The organism is Methanorbis furvi, from assembly GCF_032714615.1.
Lineage (GTDB): Archaea > Halobacteriota > Methanomicrobia > Methanomicrobiales > Methanocorpusculaceae > Methanocorpusculum > Methanocorpusculum furvi.
Genome location: NZ_JAWDKA010000006.1, coordinates 27,455 through 53,039, shown reverse-complemented (window position 1 = coordinate 53,039; position 25,585 = coordinate 27,455). Strand labels below are relative to the sequence as shown.

Sequence of the window (25,585 nt, the reverse complement as noted above, 5' to 3'; positions counted from 1 at the left end):
ACCGGCTTTGGATAATTATCTCTGAGTTGTTCACCACGTTCTGCTTGTTCTGCTCCGCCCACGGAAAGCACTGAACACACGGAAATGTCACGGAAAAAACATCACGGAGCAGACGTGAACATCACAGAAATATTGTATTGAATGAGAATTCCGTGGTGTTCACGTCTGCTCCGTGATGTTTTTCTGCAAAATTTCCGTGTGTTCAGTGCTTTCCGTGGGCGGAGCAGAGCAAAGCAGGATGGAGTGAACAAAATCGATAAAAAAAATAGCGCCGCAGATATTCTCTGCGGCATCGGATATATTCCAATCCGGATTTAGACCAGCTTGTACAGCGGGCCTTCGTGGTCTGCGACTTCGCCGCCGAGTTCCTTTAAGGCCTCGGACAGGACAATGTCGGAGAATGCTGCTGCGGTTGCGATACCTTCCATGTTCTCAATCGGACCGAACATGATAAGATCTGCACCAAGGGTCATTGCCATGATGTTACAGCCAATGTCGGGCGATGACCAGGCAATCTGGCGGATACCCTCGATACCACCGTAGTGGTGGTGGAACATCTGCTCTGCAAGGACATCCTTACCCTTGTACTGCTCGTGGATATTCTTTCTCCAGCGTTTCAGCCAGGTCCAGGACACCGTCATGTTGTGGTATGCACCACCGGTCGGCAGACCGTGGATTGCCTTGCATGCAAGAATCTCACGGAAAGAACCGGCAGAGCCGAGACCGAGCGGAGTTGCTGCAGTGTCGAGAATCGGGCGTTTAATACCGCACTCTTCTGCGATCTGAATCATACCCTTTGCCTGACCTGCAACACCACCCTCAGAAAGAACTTTCTCACGGCCTGCAACAGAACCGTCTCCCGGGTTGAACGCAAGAACAATTGCGGAGTCAACGTCGGACTCTGCAAGTGCCTGGATGTTCTCCGGTGCAATGGATCCATTGATGGAGTTGTAGATTGCACGGTCTGCAAGACCAACTTCCGTGACGTACTTCGTTGCATGGGCAAGTGCTGCCGGTGCAGAAGAGTCCATCAGGAATGCAGTCTTGTTGTCGATGCTGTCGAACCACTGGAAGTAGGACTCGAATGCCTCTCCGTGCTCGGCGATGATCTGAAGGAAGAAGTGGTTTCCGGTCTCGTCCGTCAGTTCCTGACAGCGGTTCCAGAGTGCTTCTGCTTTCGCCTTGTCGATCTTACCGGTGTGATCATCAAGAACACACTCGTGTTTGTTGTAGAAGATGGATGCGCCGAGAACACGCGGGTACTCTCCGGGCTGTCCACCAATCTTAGTTCCGTTAAAGTCAAAGACCTGCTGTTCCTTTTCGAACTTGAACATATTGGCACCTCAAATTACATCAATAACTGCGGGAGTAACATCAGAATTACCATAAAGGCAATACATCCTGCTACGAGACCGTAGAGGATACCGATGTCACGACCGATTTTTCTTCCGACACGCATTGCGATTTCAGCGTCCGTAAACTCGATCTTCTTCTCGATCGCGTCAAGACGCTTTTCAATCTCAAGGAACTGCGGGTTTGCACTGGCAACCGTTGCACCGGCACCGCTTCCGCCTGCATCATCAGAGATCTGAATGACGATCGGATCAGCATCGAATGCTCCGGGATCCTTTGCTTTGAGCTCGTTAATCTTTGCAGAGATCTGACCGATGTCTTCGCTCTCCATAATGTTAACGATCTCAACCTGTTCCTGGAACCGCTTAATGTGTTCTGCCGTCAGGTTCTCAAGGAACGGAATTGCTCCGCCGGAACCGACAATCTTACCGCCCTCAACACCGTTTTTGTGCATCGCATCGATACTCTGACCACTGAGGTGACCTTTCACTTCAGTACCGCAGAGGAGAACGAAACGAATGTTCGGGTTTGAGATGATGTTGGCGACAATCTTTTCAATACCGAGGTTTTCGGTCTTACAGGATCCTGCGAGGGCAGCTCCTGCAGCGCAGATTGCCGTCTCGTCGAGGTGGGAACCCATGGTGATAACAGCAACAGGGCTGTTTGCGTCACCCGTGTGGTAGTCACCCTGGACAATTGGCCATCCGCTTGCTGGTGATTTCTTATCTGCCATTCTTCTTCACCTCAGGGCATCAGCACCAGTACCGGGACAAGGATCATAACAAGGGCAAGAACAAGACCTGCGCCAAATCCGACAAGACCGGAGTCCATAATTGCGGACTCGACTTTGTGGGTACGGGCAAGAATCTGTCCCTTGTATCTGATGTCATCTACCATCTTATCGATGGCAGCCATTCTGATAATTGAACCTGCCATTTTTACATCACTCCATAGAAGAGAGCACCGAGGATGACGAAGGACACGATAAGACCAATCATCAGACCCTCAATCTTACCTCCGTAGAGACCGGAAGAGAATCTGGTGCGGTAACCGATGTCGGTAACCATCATCTGGATATATTTCATGCGGGCAGTGATGAGTGCCATCTCACCGGTCAGAGGCTCTTCCTCGCCGGCTTCTGCGCCTCCGGAAGATCCGCCGTCATCGTCAGAAATCTGGATGACGATCGGGTCAGCACCGAATGCTCCGGGATCTTTGGATTTAAGCTCGTTAATCTTTGCAGAGATCTGACCGACGTCTTCGCTCTCCATAATGTTAACGATCTCAACCTGTTCCTGGAACCGCTTGATGTGTTCTGCCGTCAGGTTCTCGAGGAACGGAATTGCTCCGCCGGAACCGACAATCTTACCGCCGTCAACACCGTTCTTGTGCATCGCCTCGATACTCTGACCACTGAGGTGACCTTTCACTTCAGTACCACAGAGGAGAACGAAACGAATGTTCGGATTTGAGATGATGTTGGCGACAATCTTTTCAATACCGAGGTTCTCGGTCTTACAGGATCCTGCGAGGGCAGCTCCTGCAGCGCAGATTGCCGTCTCGTCAAGGTGGGAACCCATGGTGATAACAGCGACTGGGCTGTTTGCGTCACCGGTGTGGTAGTCACCCTGAACAATCGGCCATCCGCTTGCTGGTGATTTCTTATCTGCCATGTATCTCACATCCCAACAAGTAACGCGATTGCAATCAGGCCGGCGATGAACAGTCCGACAGCAAGACCATACCAGAGCGAGGTAACCGTTCCTGCGTACAGGAGAGTCTTCTCACGTCCGGGGTAGCTGTTGAGGAAGTTTCCTTCTCCGGAGAGCATTCCAACCAGATCGTCTGCAATCTTTTCAAGTTCAGCTACCTGATCAATGACCGGCTGGTAAGAGATACCTGCGGTCGTGACAATGCCTGCGATAGGGTCAGCTACGAGGCCAAATTCAGGTAATACTAATACATATCCCATTTTTGATTCCTCCTAAAGCTTACTCCTCCGCATCGCTGAACGGCTTTGCGTCGAGCCATGCTGCTGCATCGCGCTTGGATAAGGCGAAGTACTTCTTATAGGACACGAACCATCCGATGAGTCCGATGACAAGAGAGATCCAGGCTGCAACGAGGGAAACGAATGCAAAGGAAATGACTGCCATGACAATCATGGAAAGGAATCCACACTCAATAGCGAGCATGTTGGTTCTGTCCTGCTTCTCGCCCGGACCAAGGCAGGCGTTGAAGGGGTGCTGCAGTGCGATTGCACCAAGCATGAATGAGACTGCAATGATGCCTGCACCAATGTAGGACACATCATAGAAGCTCACGGTGATGCCGAGGATGTCGATGTTGAACGCAGTGATCTCCGAGAAGGAGACGTGACCGGTTGCAACAACGGTCAGGCCCATAAGGGCGACGGAACCGACTGCTGCGAGCTCGGCGATACTGCGGGTCATGACCGGGATCTTCATGTTCAGAACGGAGTTAGAGATCCATCCAAGAACGAGACCGACGATCAGTGCAATGACTAATCCTGCGATTGGTACAAGGAACGGGCTGATTACTGCGAGTTTTGCTGCGAACAGCATTGCAATAACACCGGAACCGAATGCGAGCATACCCGCGGACGGAACGCCGGTACCGATACCGTAGCTGCAGAGTTTCTTAATTGTGCTGTTACCCCAGATAAGGGCACCAACAGCTGCAATTCCACCGAAGAATGCAAGATAATCATATCCTGCAAATGCGCCGGCGACTGCGATGTAAAGGGAGACCAGTGCAAGGATAAGGCCCATAGCCATAACCTTGTTGTGTGGAATGCCATCGTGTGATGCTTCAACTTTTACTGACATTTTTTACACCTCAGAGTACTGCCACCACCAGCAGTGCAACAAGTCCGCAGATACCGCTTGCACAGATTGCTGCGACGATTGCACGGGGGAAACGCTTGAACTTCGGGTCGTGCGGGCCTTCAATGGTTCCGGTAATGTTGTATGCAGAAAGTACTGCGATAACAAGGAACATACCGATTGCAAAGATGCCTGCAAGGCCTACTGCGAGAACCGGGGCGTCTTCGCCAACGATTCCGACAGCTGCGAAACTTGCATTGTAGAAGTTCAGAAGCTGAATGTAGATGAGTGTTCCGCCAAGACCGCCGAAGAGACCGCCGATAACACCGCCAACGTAGGAGATGAACGGAAGACCGTGACCTTCGGTTCCCTGGGATTTATACTCAGCCTGAGAGTCACCGGTGATCGGGTCTTTTGCGACCTTACCGGATGCTGCGGGGATACCCATGCCGTAGACATAGGAGATGTTCACCATTAAACAGGTGATTGCCATCATTAAACCGCCGCCGATTGCACCACCGGCGAGAGCGACTCCAAAGCCTAAACTTGCTGCCCATGCTCCTCCGAACAGTCCTGCGAGACCTGCACCGGTCGCAAGCATTGCGACACCGGTTGCGATACCCGGAGACTGTCCCATTGCTGCCGGCGCACCGCCGACCGGGACGAAGTGGACACCAAATGCAATTAATGCTGCACCAACGATGATGCCAACGAGGGTCATCATCGGGGCCATTGCTCCGCCTGAAAGGATCCCGGTGTTACCGAGGAGGTAGGCGACGCCAATGAAGATGACTGCAAGGATAATTGCGATTACGGATGCGACAGGCTGGAATGCTCCTGCATTGCCTGCCGGTTTTGCTGCGATTGCGCTCATAATTTAGGCCTCCGTAGCTGCCGCGGTGTAGGGTCCGTAGTTCTTGCGTGCCCATACCTCAACATAGCGATCGATGATCATGAAGATGAGGATGATAACAACACCTGCAACTACTGCTCCCCATCCGTTTGCGATAGGCTCAAAGAGAACGGTACGCCACAGTTCAAAGAACACAATTAAACCAAAGCAGAGACCGGATGCTGGTCCGCCGAGTTTTGCGGTGAAGAAACCGTTGTCAATAGAGCTTCTCTGACCGGCTTCTGCGTAACGAACGATGTTACCGGATGCAGAGATTGGCACACCAGCACCGAACTTCTGGTTCTGGTACTGACGCTCCTTACCATAGTACGGGTTTCCGGTTGCAGAACCTGCTGCACCAAGAGCGAGACCCCATACCACGCCGAGAAGCGGAAGTGCGAACGGGTGGTGAAGCACTGTTGACATCAGGTAACAAGCGGTTACCGTAGTGAAGATTGCAACGAATGCGTGACCCATGGTTACAGTCGTTACTGATTTTAAGACATCAATAAAGACCGGCTGTCCGAACTTGGAAAGACTTGCGGTTCTTCCAAGGTATGCAGTGGTAGCATAGATACCCTGCACAAAGGTTGCGAGAACTGTACCGAAGATGATTGCCAGTACTGCATTAACATTCATCATAATGAATGCCCATGCAACACCGCAAGCAAGGGTTACCCAGAGCGTATATGCTGGGGGTTCACCGGATACTGCTTTGTTGTATATACGGTGAGTATAACCCATCTGAGGTGCAAGCTGGACCTGAGAGTTCGGGTCACCTTGTGAACCGATGTTGGACTCAGTATCCTCGGCTGCACCTGCAACCGCTGCGAGAGCTCCCGCAAGGGCAGTTACTCCAATGCCGATGATAATTTCTTGCATGTAAGATTCTCCCTTGAGTTTAGCGTGCACAAACTTTTTCGTGCAAAACCTGACGCCCCACAGGCATCAGGCTGACGTTTCCGACAGTTCGGAAACGAACGTTGTGTTTCAGTGTGGAACTGAAACGAAGGATGCGTCTCAAGTAGCCGCACGAAATAGATCCGTGCAGACGTCTCAGGAGTCTGTTCGACTCGTGGACAATTCACGATTTAACCCACACGTGAGATAAGCGTGAATGTTCGAATAACGTTACCACTCTAAAGAATGGAGTACAAAGTGTGGACAATAACTTGTTTGCCCCGTGAGGTATATTAATGTATACGAAAATTGTCGAAAGGGCGTTCTATGATCAGTGATTATTCCTGTTTTTTTGCCGGAATTGCCAAAACAATTTGCATTACAAACAATAAATTTTAGTAACACAAGTAAGCATTACTTCATCTCAATTTTTCTGGAATAAATATCCCTGCATAATACCTTTGTCGTCGGAAAAGTGAAGGCATGCGGCATGTGTCATGAGGAAAAAGCTGGATGGATATTATATAGAAGGTAGATGATTTCCGGAGTGACGGGTCTGGCTCTGCGCGGATGAGAAGGAAATGGGATGCAGTACTGTCATTATGAAAAGTGGTGATCAGGTTAGTGCTGAGTGGGAATGAGGAGGAAAAAAAGAAAAAATTGGGTTTATCACCCTGAACAGAATTACTGTGCCGGGATGATAAGCGAGCGCTCGCCTGCTGGCATGAACTCGCGGATAGCTCCCTTTGCGAACTCCTTTCTCGGGTTTGCAAAGTCGAACGTGAGTGCCGGATCTGCGAAACAGATCTTGATAAGCGGGGACAGTGCCCATGCATCGCCGCGGCCGAGGTGAGCTGCTGCTGCAATTGCTGCATACTCGCCCTGGTGACCGACGTTCATTGCATAGTTCGGGTAGTTCGGTCCACGGAACTCACCAATACAACCCTCGTCAGGTCTCATGGAGAGAGAGTTTGCGGAACCGCACTGGTCCTGAAGATCGTAGCCGAAGAATCCAAGTCTGGACCATCCGTCCTTGTGCATAAGCATGGACAGGTACCAGGCGTTCAGACCAGCGTTGGAGTTACCGGTTGCAATAGAGGTGGTCGTACCACATGCTGCTGCAAGAACGGATGCACGCTGGGAACCGCCGAAGTGGTCCTCAAGCATGGTCGGGAACTGTTCGTACTGTTCCATACCGTAGAGGTTGACTTCAGTACCGATGTCGTTGACAACTTCCTGGGTTGCTTTGACTTTGTCTTTCGGGTTCGGGTTCTTCCAGTCGATCTTGTATTTGTCGTGGATGTAGTCCATACCGTGGTAGACGAAGTCGTCGAGGATGTTATCGGTGTATGCTGCGGTTGCATACTGAGTGAAACCGACACCACCGGACATGTACGAGCCGAGCCAGATCTGGTCGAAGAGGACTGCACCTGCACCGACAACCTCAAGGGTTGACTTTGCGGGGTCATTCGGGTTCAGGCGGTCTGCCTGGATCATATCGGCGAAGTTGCCGAAGAGAATTCCTCCTGGCTCGTTCGGTCCACGTGCACGGCGTGCCGGCAGGTGGGATGCCATGTTGATGACACCAGCGTGCTTTGCTGCGAAGGACAGGTCAGCGACTGCTGCTTCACCAGCACACATACGGTATGCTGCAATGAAGGACATACCGATCTGCATTGCAGACCAGCGGGAGGTGGTTCCACCATCGCAGGTACGGCCAACAATGGTCGGCATGTGGACACACTGCCACAGGGATTTGCCTACTGCTGCCTGAAGTGCCTCTGCCTGTTTCTTCGGGAAGAGCTTCTCGACATCAATAACGAACTGGGACTCGATAGAGTCTGCGAGTTCCTGGTCACCAGTGAAGACACGGACGTAACAGTCATCGGTTAAAGCCGGGTGGGTCTCAACCATGTGTTCCTGAACGACTGCTCCTCCTGGCATTGCGTGGTTGACGATGTGGAGGTACTCGGAGATAGTTTCCGGAGTGACTTCCTTGCCAAGACGCTTCTGCAGGGTTGCGTGTGCCATGTCCATGGACACGATTACGGTTCTGCGGATATCATCCCAGAACTGCTGCATTGCTGCATTGTTAACGAAGTGCAGGTCATCACCCTCAACGAAGGTTCCGGTTCCGGAGACTTCGTAGGTCATGAGCTGACGCTGACCCATCGGGATACCACCAAGGTGGCAGCGTTCGGGGTCGTACATGGAGATTCCACGTTTTGCGACGATGGACTCGTTCTCTTTCATGAACTCCAGCTTACGTGCGGACTGACGGACACCGTTGAACTTGTAGAATTCAGTGGTGGTGGACTCGACGTCCTGCTTGGGGAACTTCTGCTTGAGTGCATCAAGGAAAAGTTTCTGGGTCTTCTCTACTTTTGCCATAGTTTAGGCCTCCTTGGGCATGAATCCGTACTTGGTACGAAGTGCGTGGATGCGCTGGACGTATTTGACGTACTCTGCGTCACTGCGGAATGCAGTGCCGACGAGAGAGTTGAACATGGTAGTGTTGTCCTTGAGCCACTTTGCGTCCATCGGCTTGCCAACGGCAACTTTGCGGTCAAGTGGGACACCAACCTGATCCTTAACGTATTTGACGATACCGTCTGCGTCGAGGATACAGCGCTGGAGCATATCGAACATCATACCGTTCTCTGCGAGACGCAGGGAGTGGCCGTGCACGGTTGCACCGCGGATACCACAGGTTGCTGGGTCGAAGAGGTTGGTCTCAACGAGCTCGCGTGCGTATCCTTCAAGGTCACGCTCACGGCACTCAACGATCTGACGGCCAGAGAGTGTTCCCGGGTCAATACCACGGTAGCGGTACATCTCGAGGTAGGTTCTCTGGTACGGCTGACACGGTGCATTCAGCATCGAGTCTGCGAACTGGATGTAGCGGACGCGGTCACCAGCTTTGGCTCCCTCGGTCGGCTTCACGATCTTTCTGATCGGGCAGTCAGGTTCTCCCTGCTCTGCCAGTGGTGGGTGTGCGGACGGGTATGCCTGTCCTGGTGCACGGTGTCCCATAATAAGGACAAGGTCCTCATCAGTGACGCTGCGAATCTTCTCGAGCTTCACGTTCGGGTTCATCTGGTTGCGGCGGTTTTCTGCAACCTTGGACGTTCCCGGTCCATACTGTGGTTTGTATGCCATAGTTTGTTCACCTAGTTGTTAGATTTAATAATTCGTAGTACTTCATGAATGACATCAGACATTGCGACACGACTTGGGGTCTGACCCCGGGTAATGCCGGTCACAATCCCCATAACTGTTCCTTTCGTTCTGATCTTCTCAGGTTTTGGCATGACGTATGCGGTTTTGACGCCTTCCTTTGCGAGGTCCTCGTAATCAACCGGAGCCTGACAGACAACAACGGCGTTGACGTTGCATTCCTGTAAGATCTTTCGGGATTTGTGGACCACGTGCGAACGGATGTTGCCGTGGTGAAGAACAGCCACTTTGTGGCGTTCAATCTGTTCTATTTCACGTTCCAGTATGCCGAAGTTGGAACCAAGTGATACACCGCCGATTTCTGCGTCCGGGGGGACTCCGCTGCCCGCGTTCAGCACCAAGGTACTTACGCTGTATTCTATCCCCTGCTGCCGCAGTGCTGACGTGATATCGCAGACGGGTTTTGTTATGTGTCTCCTGCCTGGAGACATTCCCACGATAATGACGTCAGGATTTTTACATTCAGAGATGGTTCCCCTCTGAGCAAGAGAGCCTCCCTTGCCCATACCCATACTCTGTCTGCAGTCGACTAATTGTGTAACACGTCCAAGAGGCATGATTTATCTATTCCCCTGAAGGATGATCGGGCGTTGTTTGCTCTTGGGATCGGACATTCCGAGAATGCGCTCGTCCTCGACAATGCCGTATTTGGCATAATCGGTTGTTGTCATATTGGAACGCATGTAGGTACCTTCGGAAATTCCGTACGGGAATTTGTCGGCAAACACTTCATCGCATACCAGTTTCACCTGGGAAATTACCTCCGCAGATTCCAGTTCGACGAGAATTGTTCCAACATGTATGTGAAGGACAAACTCTTCTCCGCAGACCATAATGGAACGCCGGTAGCTGGTATCGTTTGCCATACCGCGGGCGGGACCATAAGGAATAACTGCAGGAAGATTCGGACCGTTCAGTACAAGTCTTCGAATACCGTCTATTTCACAGAGTTCGCCGAGAAGTTTCTCGGTGGTTTCCGGATTCAGGAATCGGGTTGGTACGATTCTCAGTTGGGGATATGTTAATTCTGTCATTCTGTCATCCACCTCTGGGTGGTGTTAAGATTGCCAGGCTTATACTGCCTTTGCAATTGCCTGGAGCGGGTTTGCGAACTCTTCGATCTGACCGTAGGTATCGCCATAGATCTTGGAGGTACCCTCTGGAGAGAACATCTGAGTTCCTGCATCAAGTGCACAAGCTGCAACGATACAGGGCATACCGACACCTGCTGCGTGACGGGTAACGACGTGGTTGCCGTTGAAGATACCCGGTCCGCCTCCACCGTAGATGGAGTGGCTGAAGAAGGAGAAACCGACTGCAACACCCATGGTTCTTCCGAAGTCAGATCCCGGAAGTCCGGTTTCGTGCTCAAGAAGGTCGTTGAAGTAGAGCAGAGTCGAAGAGACTGCCTGTGCGAAACGTCCTGCACCACAGTTGACCATGGTTGCTGCGAGCGTTCCGGCAGATGCGTATGCATTCCACATCATCGGGTCTTTGGTCTCGTACGGCTTGAAGGTTGCACTGCCAGCACCCTGGGTGATGACTTTGTCTTCAATTGCACGCTCGACAAGAGACTGGACGACGGTACCAACAGTTCCGGTCTGGCCGTTCTTCTTGACAAGGTCGTAGACGATGTTGTTTGCGTTCAGGCCCTGGTAGGCGTAGAGAAGAAGCTGTGCACGCTCGAACGGACCGATTGCGTTACCCATCTCAAACTGACCTGCCTGCTCGAAGGTTGATGCGAGGGCTGCACCCTGCATTGCATTCTTCTGAGTGATCATTACAGTCTGGTTTGCCGGGATGTTACGGAGTGCGTAACCAAGGGACTCGTTGTTCTGCGGGATGGACATGATCATGGAACATGCTCCACCTGCCATATCCATGGTAACCGGGTAGGAACCGAATGCTGCTGCCTTGACGGTGTTTGCGTTGAACATGTCAACGTTGAACTCTTCAACAACTGCATAGGTTGCGGCTGCTGCGACAGAGGTCAGTGCTGCGTCGTAGGTTGCTGCTGCTGCAATACGTGCAGACGGGACCTTGACTAACAGGAGTTTTCCACCGTTGAAGCGCTTGACTTCAGTGTCGTCGCCTGCGGTGACAGAGACGTACTCTTTGATCTTTGCTTCGATGGAGTCGACGTGACCGACGAGGTCGAGGTTGAGCTCACGACCGAGGATCTGCTGGTGTTTGCCGATCTTTCCGGTCTTGAGTGCTTCCTGCATGCCGCCGAGGTTGACTGCGACGGTTCTCTTGGTGTCGTCGATGATCTTCTTTACTGCCGGGTTGACCAGCGGGCTGATCTTCTCGAGTGCAACGTTGCTCTTGAGGAGCTTGCCGTTGTCGTCATAGAGATCAATGACATCCTTGTATTTTGCCATAATTTTTCCTCTGAATAATGTTGTTCATTGGCTTTGCATCAGATGCATTGCTGCATGTGGTGCATTGGTTTTCCGTTACTTTCACTGAAAATTCTGAGAGTCGCTAATAGAAGTTGCTGATACTGTCAGTGACGGTTGTTTTGGCACATTGCGCAAACAGTTTCTGGTGGATTGCCTAAGCTTTCCGAAAATGTTCACACGTCCCCCTCTCGGGACATTGAAATGTTTCTTTGTGTCTGGATATAAGTATTCTCTTTGATGAGAGATAATGAGGAGAACAGCTTCATTTGGGGGATTAGGGCAGGAGTTTAGAAATTTGTAAATATAATCCCGATTTTTTCGTGAAAGATTTTGCCAAGTGTGACGGAAGTTTGTGTCACGTAATACTTCGTGCGTTTAAGACCAATACAAATGATAATTCTGCATGCGCCGATACATTCTGTCAGGATATTCACCGCGCACAAGAAAAAAAGAGATTATTTGCGGAGGAGGAGGGCTCCGGCAAGGACAGCGAGCGGGGCAAGTACGAGTGGAAGAGGTGACTGGGTCGGGGCAGGTGTCGGTGTTTCTGTGGTCGGGATTGGTGTTGGGATTTCGGTTGTCGGGACCGGGGTTCTAACGGTGGTCGGGATTGTCGTCCTGACGGTAGTTACCGGAGCTATGGTCTTGGTCACTGTGGGATTGAAGGTGATGTGGGTTCCTGAGTTTCCGACATCATCATAGTTCATGGTGATGGAGTTGGATTTTGGTGCATAGTTGTGGAAGGATGCAGGGGTGTTCCACTCGGCATAGATGGTGGTGGTCTGGCGGAGATCTTCAGGCCGGAATGCCTGAGTGGTCAGGACCTGGGCACTGTCTATTGGAATGTTGGCAAAGTTGCTGCCAGAGGCATAGGTGGTTTCTGCTCCGTCAATTCCTTTGAAAACAACGTTGGCGGTCGCTCCGACACCGCTCGGACCTACCTGCGGTGCGTTGATTTTGACTTTGTAGTACTCGGTGTCGACAAATCCGTACTCCTGAACAGAGGAGTAACCGTCTTTTGCGAGGACGATGTCGATGGAGAGTTCAGGGTAATAGATCATGACGATGCCAAGCTGGGTCCCGCTTGCATCAACTGCATTCCATGATCCGGTGTACCCGCCGACAGATGCTGCAAGGAGATTGAAGTTGGACGGATCCTGTACTGGAATGGTGTTTAAGACATTGTTGTTTTGAGTGTACTGCAGCTGAGTGATTGTAGAGAGACCGCCGGTGAAAGCAAGGCCGTCTTCATAGACAAAGATGGTACTGCCGGGAGTTACGTCACGTGCAGCCGCAGGTGATGCGATGAGGCTGACGGCAAGGATTCCTATCAGCAGGATGAGAAGGATGTGTTTAGATTTCATGATTTCCTCGAATACGAGGATATGAGCTTTCATTGTTTAGATTATTTGCGGAGTGAACAAAGTGGAGGGGATAGGACGGGGTTCGTTCGTGGACTACCAGGATTAAAGATACAAAACCAAGACAGGCGAACTCCTTATGCCAGTCAACTACCAATATATATTCTCACATGCCCCGGTTTGCAATTGTCGGCCACAAGGCCGTAACAACTCCCGACTTTTCCCTCAATGATATGCCGGGAGCCGCAGGAAGAATGGACGTCCTCTGCCGCTGCGTCAACACATCCTTCTTCCTCAGCCATGATCTCCGCCGCGATACCGAATGTTATCTGATTCTCAAAGGAGGAGAGATACCAAAAACACTCAGATTCTCCGGTGACACCATCCGGTCACTGAACCCTGACGAGAGAAGCGCCGGAGCACTCATCAAAAAAGGTCTCAGCACCGCAGCAGAACCTGAGTTCAAAAAAGCTGCCGACGGTATTGCAATCCGCAGCGGCGGCCTTGCAGAACTTCTGGCTGACTTTTCGTTTGCCGTGCTTGACGAAAACGGCGAAGACATCAGAAATGCAGAAACGCTGCCGGAAAATTTCATCCTGAGTGATCACATGAACTTCACCGAAGAAGAAGAGGCACTTCTCGCAGATCTTCCACGCTACTCGGTAGGTCCCCGCGTACTGCATGCTGACCATACCATCACCGTCATCATGAATGAGTTCGACCGGAGGCAGGTACCATGACAGAAATTCTGGAAACCGTTCACAACATCCTTGAGTACGGAGACATCTGCGATCACTGCCTAGGAAGATTATTTGCAAAACGATCGTTTGGTCTCACCAACGAACAGCGCGGCAACGCGCTGCGCATCGCGCACGCACTCGCCTACAACATTCCGTTCGTCCCATACGAAAAAGGAACCTGCTGGATCTGCAATGATCTCTTTGATCAGATTCCCTCTTGGGCGGAAAAAGTTGCGGTGGCGCTAAAAGACATCGACTACGCAACCTTTGTGATCGGAACACGGGTTCCCCCGATGATGGCAGAGTCCGAAGAGATGATCTGGTCAGACCTCTCTCTTGAAAAACCCGAACCGCTGAAATCTGAGATGAACCGCGAAGTCGGCAAAGCAGTATCCGCTCTTACCGGCAAGAAAGGAGATCCCAAAGATCCTGAAGTAACCGCAGTACTCAACATCGCAGACGACTGCGTCGAAACACAGATTGCATCAGTCTACTTCTACGGCAGATACCTCAAACTCGAACGGGGAATCCCCCAGACACACTGGGACTGCCGCGCATGCCGCGGAAGAGGATGTGAAAAATGCAACTTCACCGGAAAACAGTACCCGACCTCAGTCGAAGAACTGATCGCAGAGGTCCCGATACAGATGTTTTTCGCAGAAAAAGGTATTCTGCACGGATCAGGGCGCGAAGACATTGACGCGGTCATGATTGGAACCGGCAGACCATTTGTAATGGAGATGCAAAACCCGCTGATTCGCAAAGTAAATCTGCAGGAGCTGGAATCCGCCATTAATGCATCGGCAGGTCCACGCGTTCAGGTAAAACTGGAAAGCTGGTCTGACAAAAAAATGGTGGAAATGCTTAAATCACACAAAGGGCATAAAACATACAGGATTCTAGTCGATATAGACGACAGTATCTCTCTTGATAAGGTTCAGAATGCGGTATCAAAGCTGAAAGGAGCTTTGATTCATCAGCGCACGCCCGAACGCGTAGCTCACCGCAGGGCTGATCTTGTGCGAGAGAGGACGGTCGTTGATATCGAGTGTCTCGGAATAGAAGATTCCCTCTACCGCATCGAGGTTGTTGGAGAAGGAGGACTCTATATCAAGGAACTCGTATCAGGAGACGGAGGTCGAACAACCCCGAGTCTCGCTGAAATCCTCGCCGTCCCCGCCAAGGTTGTCGCATTAGACGTGGTGCAGGTCGACGGAATTAATAATGGAGATGAGTAATCAATGGCAAAACATAATGGTATTAAGAAACGGACACGGTATAAGCTTCAGAAGGGTCTCCGCGAGCGCGGAATGCCGAATGTAACTTCTGTCATCCAGCACTTCGAAGAAGGACAGAAAGTACACATCGTGCTTGAGCCAAGCGTGCAGAAGGGTATGCCCCACCCGCGTTTCCACGGCAGAACCGGTACTATTCTCGGTCAGCGCGGACGTGCGTGGATCCTTGAGATCAAAGACGGCAATGCAACCAAAGTGGTCATCTCCCGTCCCCAGCACCTCAAGGCGCAGAAATATTAACCCCCAAATACTAATTTTACAACTATTCAGGAGTCATAAGCATGAAAGTGAAAAAAGTTATCAGCGAAGAAATGATGTCGCTGCCCGAACTCCGTGAGGTTCTGATCTCGATTCGTGATCAGCGATCCGGCGGAGACAGCGAGACGGAAACGTCTTCACGCACGATGTCGTATGAGCTGCGCAAGAGTATCGATCATGCTGACAGTCTCGGAAAGTGCGACTCTGCAACTGCAAAAGCTCTTGTCAGCGAGCTGAACAAGCTTGAAAAGATCAGACCGGAGATTGCATGCCGGATCGTCAACATCATGCCGGAAAGCCGTGACGAGCTCCGCGCGATCTACGCAAAAGAGCGGTACACACTTCTTCCGGAGGATTTGGATCAGATCCTTGACATTCTCCGCCAGCATGCGTGAGAGGTGCAGACAATGCCTCCAAAAACCGAGAGATCCGATAAGAAGGAAGTCGAAGCCATCGTTTTGGATTTTCTTCAGTGGGGATATGCCGACGACAAGCGCCCCTTAAACCAGCGTGAGCCGATCATCCTTGCAATCGGTACTGATCAGTTTAAACTGCTTGAGCTGATTCCCAAGCGCAATCTTGCAATCAATCTGCATGACAAAGTCTACATTGGAGACGGAGAACGAAAAGTGGTTGAGCGGGTGAAGCGCAGGGTATCCTACGCTGAGCTGTCCAACACCGCAAGAGGTGAACTTGAACCAGTGATTGCAGAGATCATTGCAGAAAGTGAGCCGCGGTTCATTAAGTTCTACAATGAAGCAGTGCCGATCAGTCTGAAGCTGCATATGCTGAACCTTCTTCCCGGCTTTGGGAAAAAGACGCTGACCGACACGCTGACCGAGCGGCAGAAAAAACCCTTTGAGAGCTTTGATGATATCCGGTCGCGCGTCAAGACGCTGCAGAAGCCTGAGAAGTTTATTCTTGAACGGATCATGCTGGAGCTGGAAAATCCTGACGAGAAGTATCATCTGTTTACTTCAAAATGAAGGCTCCAAAGGATCAACATTTTTTGGTTGATGCAGAGGCTGTTGCATTGATCGCTGAGACGGTTCCGGTATCGGGAAGAAAAGTTCTCGAGATAGGACCGGGCGGCGGCGTGCTGACAGACGCTCTGCTTTCACGCGGGGCAGCGGTTCGTGCAGTTGAGCTGGACGGAACGCTTCTCCCAAATCTTGAACAACGTTTTTCTGATCAGCTGGCATCCGGTCAGCTGGAGATCATCCGCGGTGATGCATCAAAAGTGCCGCTGCCTGAGTTTGAGATTGTGGTCGCAAACCTGCCGTACTCGATCTCATCGAAGATTACGTTCCGGTTGCTTGAGGCAGGATTTGAATCGGCTGTGCTGATGTATCAGCTGGAGTTCGGCGAGCGGATGATTGCTCCACCGGGTGACGGTGAGTACGGAAGGCTTTCGGTGATGACCCAGACGTTTGCGGATGTGGAGATGATCCTGAAGCTTCCACCGGAATCGTTCTCGCCGCCGCCGGAGGTCTGGTCGATTGTGGTGAAGATTACGCCGCATGACCCACCGGTGCCGATTGCAAACCGCGAGGTGCATGCAGTCCTCGTCCGAGAGTTGTTCTCCCACCGGAGAAAAACGATCCGAAACGGTCTCAAAGGAATGAAAAGCATCTATGGTGATGCAGCCCTCTCGCTTATTGATGCGCTGCCAAAGGAACTGCTTGACAAGCGGCCGGAGATGCTGTCGGTTGTTGATTTTATTGATCTTTCCAACCGCCTTGCTCTTCTGATACAATGATCCTTGATACGAACCAGATCTATTTTCCTGCCGAAGACACGTTTCTTCTGATGCGTGCCGCACTCCGTGAGGTGAAGCACGGGGATCGTGTTCTTGAGGTGGGAACCGGATCGGGAGCAGTTGCAAAGGCGGTGATGGATGTTGCACCACAAACAGTCGCAACAGAGATCAATCCTCATGCCGCTCAGTACGCGGGCGAACAGGGTGTGAATGTTATCAGGGGAAATCTTTTGGACCCGCTCGCAGGAGAGTTTGATCTGATTGTATTCAATGCCCCTTATCTTCCAACAATGCCTGAGGAGCGGCTGAACGACTGGCTGGAGTTTGCGCTGGACGGAGGAGTTACCGGACGAGAGGTGATTGAAAAGTTTCTGCCTGATGCGGTTCTGCATCTTGCAAAGTTCGGGCGAATACTTTTGCTCATCTCTTCATCAACAGGTCTTGCGGAGATTCAGGAGTTGTGCAGGAGATATGCTATGATCTGTATAGTTGCCGACTCCGAAAAAATGGAGGATGGCGAGATGTTGTATGTGCTTCGCATCTCACGCGATCTCTGCTGTTTTCCTGACGGCAGCTGTCAGAGTAGAAGGGCATAAGTGAACCAAGGCCCCAATTATTTGTCATGACAGCCAAAAAAATTGAGTTCGATGTAGCAGGTATGCACTGCGGCGGATGCTCAGGCCATCTCACTGCGATGCTTGCAGAACTGCCGGGAGTAACTGACGTCAAAGCAGATCATGTCTCAGGCAAAGTTTCGCTTTCGGTCGAAGGGGATGCGACAACATTCGATGATATTCGTGAATGCGTTCTGGACGCAGGATTCGATGTTGTGCCGGACTCTCTGAAAAATATTTCGTGAGCTCGGGTCGCCCACGGAAAAGCGGAACACGCGGAAATTTCACGGAAAAAAACATCACGGAGCAGACGTGAACAACACGGAACTCCCGTTCAAAAAAATATTTTCGTACTTTCACAAAATAATTTTTGAGACTTTTTTTTGCAAAAACATTTTGCGAACAGGATTGCCAAAAAAAATTTCAAAGAAAAATAAAACATCACGAAGCTCTCATTCAAAAAAAAATATTTTCGGACTCTCACAAAATAATTTTTAAAACTTACTTATTTAATTTCCGTGATGTTCACGTCTGCTCCGTGATATTTTTCCGTGAGATTTCTGTGTGTTCCGCTTTTCCGTGGGCGGCTCAAAGAAAAACACAAAAAACCATCCCCCATCGACAAGTAATTACGCCGGAATGGCACAATGGTACATAATGGCCAGGACACTTTCCGAACACGACATCGCGCTGCTCCTCAAACTTGCACCAGAATGCGACACACTCGTCTGCAAAGGATCCGAAAACACCTACCGGTCCATACTCCCGCCCGTAGCCAACCATTACGCCAAAGACGCAGACGACTTCGCCGCACGACTCAACAAACTCAGCGACGACGAATTCCTCAGACTCATCGACATGATCCGGGAAGGAAAAGAAGGAATCGGATGCATACCGGTAGAATGCGCAGAAGTCTTAATCGAACAGGCACTGCGCCGTGCAGGACCCGAAGCAGGCAACGAACTCTACGCCCTCTACGAAGCAGGCAGCCAATGCCAATAGATCATAAAAAAATAATATTACTCTTTTTTCAGTCTATTCAAAACAACTGCAATTGCCGCCTCGGCAAGAGCAACAACAGCTGCCTGATCAAACGTCTCAGAGTTAATCACCAGATCATACGGTGAATCATCGGAAATATCAATCTCATAGTACTCCATGTACCGCGACGCCTCGCTCGCCTCGCGATCAATGGTCTGCTGATAAGCCTCCTCGGGCGAAATATTCTCGCGCTCGGCAATCCGTTCCGAACGGCAGCCCGGAGAAGCATACAACAGCAGTTTCAGATCAGCATTCTCAACCATCCAGCCGGCAAGACGGCCTTCCAGAATAATATCATCGCTCGCCTCGCCGATCTCTTTCTGCCGGGCATCAATTTTCAGATCGATCTCAGGATTTTCCTCGGCAAGCTTACCAAAAGAAGCAAGGTCCATATCATGCTCCTTGGCAAGACCGCGGAAAACCTCTCCGGCAGACAGGTAGCGGAGATTGTATCTCTCGGCAAGCACCTTGCCAAGAGACGTGGTTCCCGAACCCGGAGAACCGCTGATCGTAATCCGCATCGGTTACAAGCCCCCGATATTCAGAGCCTTGCGAATTACCTGACTGACCGTAATAGAACAGAGCATGTACCAGAGAATCCAGAGCGGGAAGAACCAGAGATAGATGTCAAAGTAACTGGCAAGACCTGCGAACGGCAGGACGATCGCATTGCTGAGATTCGCGTTGGCCATAATCAGATCAGTGGTCTGCGGAATGTGTTCGATCAGCCAGAAAAAGATCGGGACCGTCAGCACAAGAATGTACGCCATCGGTTTGAACTGCTGCTGGCTCATCTCCATCTGCTCAGACATCATTGCCTGTTGACGTGCCTGCATCTTTTTGATTGCCTTCTCGTCGCCGGATCTCTGGGCTTCGCGGAACATTGCATTGAAGTCCTTGAACTTCTCCTGATTTTCCCGCATCTTTTCGTAGTCGATGGTGTACTTCTGAATGAGTGAGGAGTACAGACCCGTGAAGGTTGCAAGGATTAAGACCAGTGCAAAGAACGGCAGACCGAGAGCTGCGAACGGACCGATCACCAGATCGACCAGACTGGCGATAAACGTACGCGCTTCCGGCCAGCCGTAGAGAAGCATCATGCCGAACACGACGGCTAAGGCAATGTACATTCCGTACTTTTTACCGATTTCCATGAGGTTACCTCAGGGTTGCGGTAAGTTCCTCGACTGCTTTGTCAAGGAGGAAATCAGCGTTAACAATGATCTTTACCGTACAACCGGTGAGCATTGCATAGGATGCGGCAAACGCACGGTTCATTTCCTGATGTTCGGCGATGGACTTTGCACCTTCGACGTCGCGGACACGGCTTTCGTCGGAGAGGCGGCGGACGAGAATCTGATCATTGTCGGTCTCGACAAGAACGATCACATCAGGCATGATGGCGGAGACTACCCATTCCGGCAGACCGGCAAGGTATCCGTTCGGGGTCTTGACGGATGCGTGGGTGTCAACGATGACGTTGCCGTCGATTGCGGCGATTTTTTCTGCTGCAAGTTTTTGCAGGCGTTTCTGAACCGTGCGGTCAAGTTTTCTCATCTGGTCGCGGTCCTGGGCAAGTCCCTCGGCTAAGGCGACTTCAAACATGAAGCTGCCGAAGTTGATGTTCTGGTACGGGATGCCTTCTGCGACGATTTTTTCCATTGACGTATTAATTACTGTGGTTTTTCCAACGCCGGGGACGCCGGTGATGATGACCTTTTTTCCTGCCATATTTTAGATCACTTTTCCTTTGTGAGAATTGTCTAAAGGTTGGAGCGACAGGATAATAAATCTACTTTTCATTGTGTCTCTGCGCCCGAATTCGTTTATTGACGGGGAGCGTTCGTCATTGAGCGTATTCCCATCAGAGGGGAAATGTCATCTGATGCTGTGAAAAAATTTCATCATAATTATTTCTGAATAGGAGTTACGCTGTGGGGTTTTGTGGTATGCGATTTTGCTTGGAATAACCACGGAATGCACGGAGTACCCAGAACTTCACTGAAAATTGTACTCCCACAAAAAGATTTAGTCCGTTTTTTCTGGAAAAAGTAAGCGGGTAAGTGGCGAGTGGGCATGATGAGGAAAAAGAAACCGCAAATCCACGCAATCGCTTACTTTTTTCCAGAAAAAAAATCGACTAAATCTTTTTGTGAGAGTACAATTTTCAGTGAAGTTCTGGGTACTCCGTGCATTCCGTGGTTAGTCAGAGTGAGGTCAAGTAATGGAAAATCCCTTTTCCTTGTATTATTTTATACCGCGTAACTCCTTATTCTGAAAAATTTTCACGAGGACTCATGTGACGATGAATATTTTGGAGCCGCGAATTGCTCGACAATACAGAGTCATCGAAATATTTTCAACGCAAAAAAATTATCACAAAACATTTTCAGAAAAAAATTTCAAAACAAAAAATCCAAAGAAAATATTTTCAAACGTGTTTCAAAAAAATTCCAACAACGTGAAGGGTACGCCCCTTGCAAACTCACAACACACAAAACAAAAAAAAAGAATGTTTATTCTTTGCCGCCGAAGAAGCCCCGCATAAACGGATACATCTCCATGATCTGCTCGTTTGCAATCTGTTCATACAGACGGTAAACGATTGAGACCGTAAGCAGAAGACCAGTACCTCCGACGAAGCCGATGATACCGAGCATGTTTGCAAGAATACTTAATATTCCAATAAACACACCACCAATCACCGTCACACGCGGAATGTATCTGTCCAGATACCGTTCCAGCACCGCAGGGCTGCGGCGATATCCCGGAATCTGCATACCAGAGTTCTGAATCTGGCGGGCAACATGCTTCGAATCAAGACCGGCGGTCTTAACCCAGAAGATTGCGAACAGGGCACCACCTGCAATCATAACGAATGCATCAATACCAACACGGATAGCAACCTCCCATGCTGCATGGCCGGCACCCGTAAACTGCGGGAGCCACCACATCCAGTCCTGCGGCTGGTTAATCGGTGCAAGATACCACATCAGACCATTGATCGGCGTAGAACCATTGTACTCTCCAAGGAAAGTAATTCCAACACTGGAAAGGAACATACCAATCATCTGAATGTTTGCCTGCAGAACACGAACCAAGATCATCGGCAGAACACTTGCATACACAAGCTTCACCGGGAATCTGGCACGGGCACCACGCACATTCGCGTGGGCAAGCGGAATCTCGATACGGGTTGCCTCAACATACACAATAAGGAAAAACAACCCTATTGTCGTAACAAGTGCGAGCGCCTCAAGACCGAAGTACTCAATAAAGTTCGCACCTGAGCCTATGACCTCAAACAGTCGGGGGAAGAAACCCACCGCAAACTGATCGGTCGTCGTCTCCCAGTTAAGGAAACCGTTCACGAGACCCTGGGCAACTCCTGCAACGATGAAGATACCAACACCAGAACCAATACCCCATTTCGAGACGACCTCATCCATGAACACAACCAGCAGACCGCCTAAACAGATCTGCAGGAAAATCATAAACATCACGATCATCGTATTGCCGCCAAACATAGCAGCAACCGTCATGTCAGGAGTCATCCATCCGCCCAGCACGTTTGGCAGAGCTTCAAGAATGATCATCACAAAGATCAGCAACTTCTGCAGACCCATGTAAATAACCTGGCCACGCTCGTCAGAGGTATTAATCTTAATCAGGTCGGCACCACGAAGCAGCTGCAGTACGATAGATGCGGTCACAATCGGTCCGATACCAAGGTGCAGAATTGTTCCGGATGCACCGGCAAGTAATGCACGGTAATATTGGAAGACATCCAGAGAAGTTGCACTCAGACCAAAAACCGGAATGTTCGTCAGTATAAAATACAACAGCAGCACCGCGGCAGTCCACATCAACTTATTTTTGAAGTGAACGTGACCCTCCGGTGGCCTGACCGCCGGCATCTTTGCCAGCAGTGGTTCCATTCGATCCAGCAGTTCTCCCATGAGTGATACACCAAAAAATTAAATTTAGGGGGTCAGAGTCTGACCGCCCTTTTCCTGAACTTTTGCGACAGCACGCTCGGAGAAATTCTCTGCGGTGATCTCAAGTTTATGAGTAACCTGGCCTCCGCCGAGAACCTTCTCAACACCAATCTGTGCGGCGTCAAGAATAATAACATCTCCGTTTTGTGTGGCAATACCGCGGGCAACAAGATCCGGAATCATCTGGTCAATATCACCAATATCGAGAACTTCGTAGGTAACGGATGTCTTGCAGACAAATCCGTGTTTACCTTCCGTCTTCCCGAGCAGATAGAACCGGCTGAAATTGTGGTCACGCCATCCTGCCTGTCCACGACCTCCGCGGTTACCTGCACCACGGCGGTTCTTGTGGGTTCCTCCACCGCAGGTGCGGGTTCCCCGGAACTTTGAACGCTTGTTGACTGGCATACTTTTTACCTCATCTTGATCAGAAGGTCGTTAATTTCCTTCCCGTAGTATCCAAGGGCACCGCCCTGATTGTACGTACGCTTCGTGGTCTTGTATCCCTTTCTTGGCGGGTGCATACGAAGCACCGGCTTAAGTTCAGGAACATCCTTCATCCGGATCTGGCCTGCGACGAGAGCTGCTGCAAGGTCTGCAATGCTTCCATAGGAAGTTGCCTCCTTTACATACTCTTCAGTGAGCGGCTTGTTTCCGGTGAGTCTTCCACGGGTAGAGAGGATCGTCTCAAGGGTTGCAGCGTCGACTTCACCGAACGCAATGTAGTCCTTTGCCTTCCGGATCATACCGAGGTACTCCGGAGTCTCGGGCACGAGGACACAGTGGTTGATGTGGTGAAGACGCAGCATCTTTAAGGTCTCCTTAATGTCGCGGCGGGTGTTAACGACACCGCGAACCTGCACAACTGCGTACATTACTTTCTACCTCCGATACGAATCAGATTCGTTTCGCGAAGTGCGTTGTAGGTAGCCTTTGCGAAGTTGAGGGTCGTTCTCGTGTTACCACTGGTGTTGACCCACACATCACGGATACCGGCGAGTGCCAGAACCTTCTTACCAACGTCACCAGTCACCAGACCGATTCCTTTCGGGGCGGGCTTGAGAGTAACCGTAACAGATCCTGCTTTACCGGTAACTTCCATCGGGACAGAGTGTTTCTGACCGCAGCCGCATTCCCAGGAACCGCATCCACGGCGGACCTTGACAACGTTGAGCTTTGCATTCACGATTGCTTTCTTGATCGCAGTACCGACCTGAACATCTCTGCCCTGGCCGAAACCGATGTAACCATCCTTGTTGCCGACAACAACGACCGCTCTGAACTTAATACGGCGACCGGAGTCAGTCATACGCTGCATCATGTCAATGCAGAGGACTTCGTCAACAAGGTCAGGGAGCATTGCATCAACAATGCCTGCTTCCTTAATCGGGTATCCGCTTGCAAGGATCTCATCAAAGCTTGCAAAGTCCCCGGCCATAACTTTCTTGCCAAGACCGGTGATCGGGACCCACTCTTCCTGTTCGTAAGCCATGTTACTCCAGCTCCTTCATGATTGCGTCTTTTGCAGTCTCGACCTGAGAGACGAGGTCTGCATAACGGTCATCGTACTCCGCAATGTGGGCGCCGTTACAGCGGTCCTCATCCGGAAGGATGCTCTCTCCGACGGGGACGTCGAATCCTGCATCAACTGCTCCTTTTACTGCTGCAAACACACGGGCACCGGTGGATGCAACCTGCAGACCGATATCTGCAATTGCGCCCTCGTATCCGGCCTTCTGGGCACGGACTGCGAACAGCATACCGGTCAGGTATGCAGCCGGGGTGTTTCCAAGGTAGCCCTTGTATCCGTAGTTTGTGAGTTCTTTGCTGTTCACGTGAACGAGCGTGTAGTCGCCATCCATCTGTGCAGCAACAAGCTGAATGATGATGTGGCGGTTCGTCTTGCGGACAACCATACGGTTTCTGCCGGAGACGATCAGCCGCTGGCGCTGGTAGTAATCAGTTCTGCCTTCACGGCGTCTGCGGAACTGAACAAAGTATCTTCCATTTGTTGCCATTGTTTAGTCCCTCCGGGAAGTTACGATCTCAACCTGAGTCTTCAGGTGAGCGACACTGCGGAACTGACCACCGGCTGCGCGGCGGTAAAGTCTGCGGTACTCGGTTCTCGTAATGGAACCTGCATCACGCTGTGCACGGAGCTCTTTGCGCTGTGCACGGATCTTCTTGATCCACTGGGTCTTGGACGGAGTGCGTGCACCTTTTGCACCATTGCGGCGTCCCGGACCTTTACAGTGTCCGTATGCGCGCTTTGCAATGCGTGCCCGTGCACGTCCGCGGGAGATACCTTTCTTCTGATGGGAAGAGATTGCTCCTTCCTCGATCAGTCTGCGGATATCCTCACGGGACATTGCGCTCTGTACGTCAGAGAGTTTCTCAGGATTGATCCAGACACGGTTCAGACCGCATCCGAGAACGGATGCTGCGATACGACGCTGGGATGCAAGATCACTCATCGGACTTCGCCTCCTCAACAACCGGTGCAACAACAGTCTTTGCCTCTTTCGGGTTCAGAACCTTGATACCAAGGGTTGCTGCCTTTGTCTGCATAACAGCACGCTTCTGGCCGCCGACGGATCCGCCGATACGAACAGCTGTCGTTGCTGCATCAATCTCTTCAAGTTCGGCCGGAGTGAACACGAGAACTTCACGGTATCCGCTTGGGTGGAATCCGCGAATTGCTTTCGGTGCTCCAAATCCTGCTTCCGGGTGTGCACCCTTTGCACGGTAATCTTTGCGCTGCTTGCTGTGCAGACCGCGTGGTCTGCGCCAGGAGTCAGCCAGCTTAACCTTTGCACAGAGACACTGGCGGGAGAATCTGGCTCTCTTTGCAGCACGTGCACGAATCAGTTTCTTAATTTCGCTCGCCAT

The 25,585-nt window shown here is 50.9% G+C and carries 33 protein-coding genes; 9 read left to right on the top strand and 24 right to left on the bottom strand.

Going from position 1 to position 25,585, the window contains the following annotated elements; all coding sequences use genetic code 11:
- Window positions 1–314: 314 nt before the first annotated feature.
- From mtrH to McpAg1_RS06250, 14 genes are all read right to left on the bottom strand, one after another.
- The gene (mtrH, locus tag McpAg1_RS06315; RefSeq protein WP_338094454.1) at window positions 315–1,334 is read right to left on the bottom strand and encodes a tetrahydromethanopterin S-methyltransferase subunit H; all 1,020 of its coding nucleotides are present in this window, start codon (window positions 1,332–1,334) and stop codon (window positions 315–317) included.
- 14 nt (window positions 1,335–1,348) lie between these two features.
- Entirely contained in the window at window positions 1,349–2,086 is a 738-nt protein-coding gene (gene mtrA / locus McpAg1_RS06310; RefSeq protein ID WP_338094453.1) for a tetrahydromethanopterin S-methyltransferase subunit A, read from the bottom strand.
- Between the two features lie 11 nt (window positions 2,087–2,097).
- Window positions 2,098–2,289 carry a tetrahydromethanopterin S-methyltransferase subunit F gene (locus McpAg1_RS06305; RefSeq protein ID WP_338094452.1) on the bottom strand — a complete coding sequence of 64 codons (192 nt, stop codon included), beginning with the start codon at window positions 2,287–2,289 and terminating at the stop codon, window positions 2,098–2,100.
- Window positions 2,290–2,291: 2 nt separating this feature from the next.
- Entirely contained in the window at window positions 2,292–3,026 is a 735-nt protein-coding gene (gene mtrA, locus McpAg1_RS06300) for a tetrahydromethanopterin S-methyltransferase subunit A (RefSeq protein ID WP_338094451.1), read from the bottom strand.
- A 5-nt stretch (window positions 3,027–3,031) separates the two neighbouring features.
- Window positions 3,032–3,325, bottom strand: a complete 294-nt coding sequence (mtrB, locus tag McpAg1_RS06295; RefSeq protein ID WP_338094450.1) for a tetrahydromethanopterin S-methyltransferase subunit MtrB — start codon at window positions 3,323–3,325, stop codon at window positions 3,032–3,034.
- A 19-nt stretch (window positions 3,326–3,344) separates the two neighbouring features.
- Window positions 3,345–4,202, bottom strand: a complete 858-nt coding sequence (gene mtrC, locus McpAg1_RS06290; protein ID WP_338094449.1) for a tetrahydromethanopterin S-methyltransferase subunit MtrC — start codon at window positions 4,200–4,202, stop codon at window positions 3,345–3,347.
- A 10-nt stretch (window positions 4,203–4,212) separates the two neighbouring features.
- The gene (gene mtrD / locus McpAg1_RS06285; RefSeq protein ID WP_338094448.1) at window positions 4,213–5,073 is read right to left on the bottom strand and encodes a tetrahydromethanopterin S-methyltransferase subunit D; all 861 of its coding nucleotides are present in this window, start codon (window positions 5,071–5,073) and stop codon (window positions 4,213–4,215) included.
- A gap of 3 nt (window positions 5,074–5,076) precedes the next feature.
- Entirely contained in the window at window positions 5,077–5,973 is an 897-nt protein-coding gene (gene mtrE / locus McpAg1_RS06280; protein ID WP_338094447.1) for a tetrahydromethanopterin S-methyltransferase subunit E, read from the bottom strand.
- A 702-nt stretch (window positions 5,974–6,675) separates the two neighbouring features.
- Complete coding sequence (gene mcrA, locus McpAg1_RS06275) at window positions 6,676–8,382, bottom strand: coenzyme-B sulfoethylthiotransferase subunit alpha (protein ID WP_338094446.1); 1,707 nt, start codon at window positions 8,380–8,382, stop codon at window positions 6,676–6,678.
- Window positions 8,383–8,385: 3 nt separating this feature from the next.
- Window positions 8,386–9,150, bottom strand: a complete 765-nt coding sequence (gene mcrG / locus McpAg1_RS06270; RefSeq protein ID WP_338094445.1) for a coenzyme-B sulfoethylthiotransferase subunit gamma — start codon at window positions 9,148–9,150, stop codon at window positions 8,386–8,388.
- An 11-nt stretch (window positions 9,151–9,161) separates the two neighbouring features.
- On the bottom strand, window positions 9,162–9,785 hold the full coding sequence (mcrC, locus tag McpAg1_RS06265; RefSeq protein WP_338094444.1) for a methyl-coenzyme M reductase I operon protein C: 624 nt from the start codon (window positions 9,783–9,785) through the stop codon (window positions 9,162–9,164).
- A gap of 3 nt (window positions 9,786–9,788) precedes the next feature.
- The gene (mcrD, locus tag McpAg1_RS06260) at window positions 9,789–10,262 is read right to left on the bottom strand and encodes a methyl-coenzyme M reductase operon protein D (RefSeq protein WP_338094443.1); all 474 of its coding nucleotides are present in this window, start codon (window positions 10,260–10,262) and stop codon (window positions 9,789–9,791) included.
- 39 nt (window positions 10,263–10,301) lie between these two features.
- Window positions 10,302–11,609: a coenzyme-B sulfoethylthiotransferase subunit beta gene (mcrB, locus tag McpAg1_RS06255; RefSeq protein WP_338094442.1), complete on the bottom strand. Its 1,308-nt coding sequence runs from the start codon at window positions 11,607–11,609 to the stop codon at window positions 10,302–10,304.
- Between the two features lie 476 nt (window positions 11,610–12,085).
- On the bottom strand, window positions 12,086–12,994 hold the full coding sequence (locus tag McpAg1_RS06250) for a hypothetical protein (RefSeq protein WP_338094441.1): 909 nt from the start codon (window positions 12,992–12,994) through the stop codon (window positions 12,086–12,088).
- A 167-nt stretch (window positions 12,995–13,161) separates the two neighbouring features.
- On the opposite strand from McpAg1_RS06250, the gene trmY reads away from it, so the two are divergent.
- The 9 genes from trmY to McpAg1_RS06205 all read left to right on the top strand — a co-directional run bounded on the left by trmY (window position 13,162) and on the right by McpAg1_RS06205 (window position 18,659).
- Window positions 13,162–13,731 (top strand): tRNA (pseudouridine(54)-N(1))-methyltransferase TrmY, encoded by a 570-nt coding sequence (gene trmY / locus McpAg1_RS06245; RefSeq protein WP_338094440.1) that lies wholly within the window; start codon window positions 13,162–13,164, stop codon window positions 13,729–13,731.
- Complete coding sequence (locus McpAg1_RS06240) at window positions 13,728–14,969, top strand: tRNA pseudouridine(54/55) synthase Pus10 (protein WP_338094439.1); 1,242 nt, start codon at window positions 13,728–13,730, stop codon at window positions 14,967–14,969. The genes trmY and McpAg1_RS06240 overlap by 4 nt, the downstream gene beginning before the upstream one ends.
- A 3-nt stretch (window positions 14,970–14,972) precedes the next feature.
- Window positions 14,973–15,266: a 50S ribosomal protein L21e gene (locus McpAg1_RS06235; RefSeq protein WP_338094438.1), complete on the top strand. Its 294-nt coding sequence runs from the start codon at window positions 14,973–14,975 to the stop codon at window positions 15,264–15,266.
- A 41-nt stretch (window positions 15,267–15,307) separates the two neighbouring features.
- Complete coding sequence (locus McpAg1_RS06230) at window positions 15,308–15,679, top strand: RNA polymerase Rpb4 family protein (RefSeq protein ID WP_338094437.1); 372 nt, start codon at window positions 15,308–15,310, stop codon at window positions 15,677–15,679.
- Window positions 15,680–15,691: 12 nt separating this feature from the next.
- Window positions 15,692–16,270 (top strand): DUF655 domain-containing protein, encoded by a 579-nt coding sequence (locus McpAg1_RS06225; protein ID WP_338094436.1) that lies wholly within the window; start codon window positions 15,692–15,694, stop codon window positions 16,268–16,270.
- Window positions 16,267–17,043, top strand: coding sequence for a 16S rRNA (adenine(1518)-N(6)/adenine(1519)-N(6))-dimethyltransferase RsmA (gene rsmA, locus McpAg1_RS06220; RefSeq protein WP_338094435.1), 777 nt, complete (start codon window positions 16,267–16,269; stop codon window positions 17,041–17,043). Before McpAg1_RS06225 ends, rsmA begins: the two co-directional genes overlap by 4 nt.
- Window positions 17,040–17,639 (top strand): HemK2/MTQ2 family protein methyltransferase, encoded by a 600-nt coding sequence (locus tag McpAg1_RS06215; protein ID WP_338094434.1) that lies wholly within the window; start codon window positions 17,040–17,042, stop codon window positions 17,637–17,639. Before rsmA ends, McpAg1_RS06215 begins: the two co-directional genes overlap by 4 nt.
- A 26-nt stretch (window positions 17,640–17,665) precedes the next feature.
- Window positions 17,666–17,902 carry a heavy-metal-associated domain-containing protein gene (locus tag McpAg1_RS06210; protein WP_338094433.1) on the top strand — a complete coding sequence of 79 codons (237 nt, stop codon included), beginning with the start codon at window positions 17,666–17,668 and terminating at the stop codon, window positions 17,900–17,902.
- Window positions 17,903–18,296: 394 nt separating this feature from the next.
- The gene (locus tag McpAg1_RS06205; RefSeq protein WP_338094432.1) at window positions 18,297–18,659 is read left to right on the top strand and encodes a hypothetical protein; all 363 of its coding nucleotides are present in this window, start codon (window positions 18,297–18,299) and stop codon (window positions 18,657–18,659) included.
- 17 nt (window positions 18,660–18,676) lie between these two features.
- On the opposite strand, the gene cmk is transcribed toward McpAg1_RS06205, so the two are convergent.
- From cmk to McpAg1_RS06155, 10 genes are all read right to left on the bottom strand, one after another.
- Window positions 18,677–19,219, bottom strand: coding sequence for a (d)CMP kinase (gene cmk / locus McpAg1_RS06200; protein ID WP_338094431.1), 543 nt, complete (start codon window positions 19,217–19,219; stop codon window positions 18,677–18,679).
- A gap of 3 nt (window positions 19,220–19,222) precedes the next feature.
- The gene (locus tag McpAg1_RS06195; protein ID WP_338094430.1) at window positions 19,223–19,852 is read right to left on the bottom strand and encodes a DUF106 domain-containing protein; all 630 of its coding nucleotides are present in this window, start codon (window positions 19,850–19,852) and stop codon (window positions 19,223–19,225) included.
- 4 nt (window positions 19,853–19,856) lie between these two features.
- Window positions 19,857–20,429 carry an adenylate kinase gene (locus McpAg1_RS06190; protein ID WP_338094429.1) on the bottom strand — a complete coding sequence of 191 codons (573 nt, stop codon included), beginning with the start codon at window positions 20,427–20,429 and terminating at the stop codon, window positions 19,857–19,859.
- A gap of 785 nt (window positions 20,430–21,214) precedes the next feature.
- On the bottom strand, window positions 21,215–22,657 hold the full coding sequence (gene secY, locus McpAg1_RS06185) for a preprotein translocase subunit SecY (RefSeq protein ID WP_338094428.1): 1,443 nt from the start codon (window positions 22,655–22,657) through the stop codon (window positions 21,215–21,217).
- 24 nt (window positions 22,658–22,681) lie between these two features.
- Window positions 22,682–23,104: an uL15m family ribosomal protein gene (locus tag McpAg1_RS06180; RefSeq protein ID WP_338094427.1), complete on the bottom strand. Its 423-nt coding sequence runs from the start codon at window positions 23,102–23,104 to the stop codon at window positions 22,682–22,684.
- Window positions 23,105–23,109: 5 nt separating this feature from the next.
- On the bottom strand, window positions 23,110–23,571 hold the full coding sequence (locus McpAg1_RS06175) for a 50S ribosomal protein L30 (protein WP_338094426.1): 462 nt from the start codon (window positions 23,569–23,571) through the stop codon (window positions 23,110–23,112).
- Entirely contained in the window at window positions 23,571–24,188 is a 618-nt protein-coding gene (locus McpAg1_RS06170) for a 30S ribosomal protein S5 (protein ID WP_338094425.1), read from the bottom strand. Before McpAg1_RS06170 ends, McpAg1_RS06175 begins: the two co-directional genes overlap by 1 nt.
- Before the next feature lies 1 nt (window position 24,189).
- Window positions 24,190–24,714, bottom strand: coding sequence for a 50S ribosomal protein L18 (locus tag McpAg1_RS06165; protein ID WP_338094424.1), 525 nt, complete (start codon window positions 24,712–24,714; stop codon window positions 24,190–24,192).
- Between the two features lie 3 nt (window positions 24,715–24,717).
- Window positions 24,718–25,170 (bottom strand): 50S ribosomal protein L19e, encoded by a 453-nt coding sequence (locus tag McpAg1_RS06160; protein ID WP_338094423.1) that lies wholly within the window; start codon window positions 25,168–25,170, stop codon window positions 24,718–24,720.
- Entirely contained in the window at window positions 25,163–25,585 is a 423-nt protein-coding gene (locus McpAg1_RS06155) for a 50S ribosomal protein L32e (protein ID WP_338094422.1), read from the bottom strand. Before McpAg1_RS06155 ends, McpAg1_RS06160 begins: the two co-directional genes overlap by 8 nt.